Source organism: Citrobacter sp. S55_ASV_140 (assembly GCF_018919505.1).
In the GTDB taxonomy this organism is placed as follows: domain Bacteria; phylum Pseudomonadota; class Gammaproteobacteria; order Enterobacterales; family Enterobacteriaceae; genus Citrobacter; species Citrobacter werkmanii.
This window is the reverse complement of sequence record NZ_JAHLQZ010000321.1, coordinates 1-2,796: the sequence shown is the minus strand read 5'-3', so window position 1 is coordinate 2,796 and position 2,796 is coordinate 1. Positions and strand designations below refer to the sequence as shown.

4 protein-coding genes are annotated in these 2,796 nt (G+C 50.3%); 2 read left to right on the top strand and 2 right to left on the bottom strand.

Annotation, left to right across the window (positions count from 1 at the left end):
* Nucleotides 1–70: 70 nt before the first annotated feature.
* Entirely contained in the window at nt 71–1,057 is a 987-nt protein-coding gene (locus KQJ18_RS23175) for a serine/threonine protein kinase (protein WP_061382604.1), read from the bottom strand.
* 76 nt (nt 1,058–1,133) lie between these two features.
* The gene (locus KQJ18_RS23170) at nt 1,134–1,403 is read right to left on the bottom strand and encodes a YihD family protein (RefSeq protein WP_003028616.1); all 270 of its coding nucleotides are present in this window, start codon (nt 1,401–1,403) and stop codon (nt 1,134–1,136) included.
* A gap of 69 nt (nt 1,404–1,472) precedes the next feature.
* Here KQJ18_RS23170 and mobA point away from each other — a divergent pair, with 69 nt between their 5' ends.
* Together mobA and mobB are read left to right on the top strand one after the other, a co-directional pair.
* On the top strand, nt 1,473–2,057 hold the full coding sequence (gene mobA / locus KQJ18_RS23165) for a molybdenum cofactor guanylyltransferase MobA (RefSeq protein ID WP_085049695.1): 585 nt from the start codon (nt 1,473–1,475) through the stop codon (nt 2,055–2,057).
* Nucleotides 2,054–2,557: a molybdopterin-guanine dinucleotide biosynthesis protein MobB gene (mobB, locus tag KQJ18_RS23160; RefSeq protein WP_087856634.1), complete on the top strand. Its 504-nt coding sequence runs from the start codon at nt 2,054–2,056 to the stop codon at nt 2,555–2,557. Before mobA ends, mobB begins: the two co-directional genes overlap by 4 nt.
* Nucleotides 2,558–2,796 lie beyond the last annotated feature (239 nt).

Genomic DNA, 2,796 nt, shown 5'->3' with positions numbered 1-2,796 from the left:
AGATGCGCTAAAAGCTAAAACCATACCAGCCAGCGCCAGCCATATTTTTTTCATGTTCAAGTTTCTCCGATTAATACATTGGCGTTAATTGTAAGGGGGGCTCTTGCAGAATTTTTGCCTGCTCAATAAAAGTTGCGGTCTGACGATGCCAGTAATCTTCCCCGGTTAACCACGGGAAGTTTTTTGGAAACGCAGGGTCACCCCAACGTCGAATCAGCCATGCAAGATAATAAACTAAACGCATAGCACGTAAAGGTTCGATCAGTCCGATTTCTGTCGTGTCGAACTCACTAAACTCTTCATAAGCCTCGATAATGGTTTCAAGCTGCATGCGTTGTTCAGCTTTATCACCATTGAGGAGCATCCATAAATCCTGAACAGCCGGACCATTGCGGGCATCATCTAAATCGACAAACATTGGGCCGTCACGCCACAGAATATTGCCGGCATGACAATCACCGTGCAGGCGTAACGTGGCAAAACGCGTATGCCAGCATTCGGAAACTACTGTAATAAGTGAATCCGTTGCTTTCAGGAAGGCTGCTTTTTGACCTGATGGAATAAGTTGGGCCTGTTCAAACAGTTTACGCGGTTCGGTCAGATACTCTTCAAGGCCAATCGTGGGACGGAAAGCGAAATTACGCTTGCCGCCAGTCTGGTGCATACGCCCCAGATAGCGCCCAACCGCCTCCATCTGATCGATGTTATCTGCCTCAAACTGGCGCCCGCCGACGCTTGGGAAGATCGCATAATGAAAACCCTGATGGCTTAACAGCGTTTGGCCATTCAGTACCAACGGCGCAGCAACCGGCACTTCATCGCTCACCAGCTCCAGAGCAAACTGGTGCTCCTCCTGGATCTGATCGACGGACCAACGCTCAGGGCGATAAAACTTAACGACAAAGCGTCTGCGGTCTTCGTCCTGAAACTGATAGACACGGTTTTCATAGCTGTTAAGCGGGGTAAGCCCGGAGTCCACCCGGATCCCCTGCTCAAACAGCGCATCCATGATGGTATCCGGGTGTAGCGTCTGGAAAGTAAAAGCGTTGTCGTTCATCCCATCATCCGGAAAATACTACGAATGATTCAGGATATCATTTCGCAGCGCTTTCGGTGGCGGCGATTACAAGCTTTTACTCTTTAATTACGCCACGTGCGCGGAGAAGGGCTGTTTTAAAATCTTCTTCATAATCTTTCTGAATACCTGGGATGACGGCGTCTTTCGCCGAGTCACGCATTTTCAGGTGATAGATCAGAATGTCATCAGTTAAATCCGCCAGTTCACCGTCAAAACCTGACTCTTGCGCCAGTTTCTGTAAAAATTGCATCAGGTTAAGATCGGGTTCTTTCTGCCAGGCTGGCTGGAGGAGTTCAATAACTTCATTCAGGCGTTTACATTTCATGGTTGTGCTCCTTAGGCTCAATACGGATACGTTAGCAGGGTCAATCCCACATTAAAAGAGGCGATATCAGTGATTCTGGATAGTGCAATAACAGGGGTTGTGCTGGCGGGCGGTAAGGCCAGACGGATGGGCGGAACGGATAAAGGTTTGCTTGAGCTGGACGGTAAACCGCTTTGGCGGCATGTAGCCGATACCCTCGCTTTGCAGGTCGAAACCGTAGTCGTTAATGCCAATCGCCACCGAGATATCTACCAACAAAGCGGCCTGAAAGTGATTCCCGATGCCCTGGCCGATTTCCCTGGCCCACTGGCCGGGATGCTGTCGGTATTCCTGCAGCAAGCGGGAGACTGGTTTTTGTTCTGCCCGTGCGATATGCCCTATATTCCTCACGATCTGGTCTCTCGTTTAAAAGAGCAGCGCAAAGCTGCACCAATCGTCTGGGTGCATGATGGGGAAAGAGATCACCCGACCATTGCCCTGATGCACCGTTCCTTGCAGCCCTTGCTACAGGATTATCTTCAGTCAGGTGAACGACGCGTCATGATTTTTATGCGTCAGGCTGGCGGTCATGCCGTCGATTTCAGCGATCATAAAGATGCATTCGTAAACGTGAACACACCTGAAGAACTCGCAAAATGGCAGGAAAAATCATGATCCCATTGCTTGCCATTGCGGCATGGAGCGGTACGGGAAAAACCACGCTGCTAAAGAAACTGATCCCTGAGCTGCGCGCCAGAGGTATTAGACCCGGATTGATTAAGCATACTCACCATAATATGGATATCGACAAGCCCGGCAAAGATAGCTATGAGCTGCGCAAGGCAGGGGCGGCACAAACACTGGTCGCCAGTCAGCAACGTTGGGCGTTAATGGTAGAAACACCGGAAGAACCCGAACTGGATTTAGCGTATCTGGTAAGCAGGATGGATGCTTCGACGTTGGATATGGTACTGGTTGAGGGATTTAAGCATGAACCTGTTGCGAAGATCCTGCTTTTTCGCGAGGGCTGCGGGCATAGTTCTGAAGAGTTGGCGATGGATGAGTTTGTTATCGCGGTTGCCAGTGATGTTCCGTTACCTGTGGATGTTCCATCATTAGATATTAATGATATACAGCAAATTGCTGATTTTGTTATGCAATGGGTAAGAAGATAACCACGGTGCCGCAATGTGCCTGATGCGCTGCGCTTATCAGGCCTACAAAATACGTTCAGTCCAGCGTAGGCCGGATAAGGCGGGATGCCGCATCCGGCAGGTTTCACTCTGCACAGACGCAAAAAAGCCCATCCGGCAGGACGGGCTTCTTCACTTTATTTGATGCCTGGCAGTTTATGGCGGGCGTCCTGCCCGCCACCCTCCGGGCCGTTGCTGCGCAACGTTCAAATCCGCTCCCG

What these genes read in the sequence shown, in the direction of transcription:
- mobB (WP_087856634.1), top strand. Translation starts at nt 2,054, where the DNA reads ATGATCCCATTGCTTGCCATTGCGGCATGGAGCGGTACGGGAAAAACC.
- KQJ18_RS23175 (WP_061382604.1), bottom strand. Translation starts at nt 1,057, where the DNA reads ATGAACGACAACGCTTTTACTTTCCAGACGCTACACCCGGATACCATC.
- KQJ18_RS23170 (WP_003028616.1), bottom strand. Translation starts at nt 1,403, where the DNA reads ATGAAATGTAAACGCCTGAATGAAGTTATTGAACTCCTCCAGCCAGCC.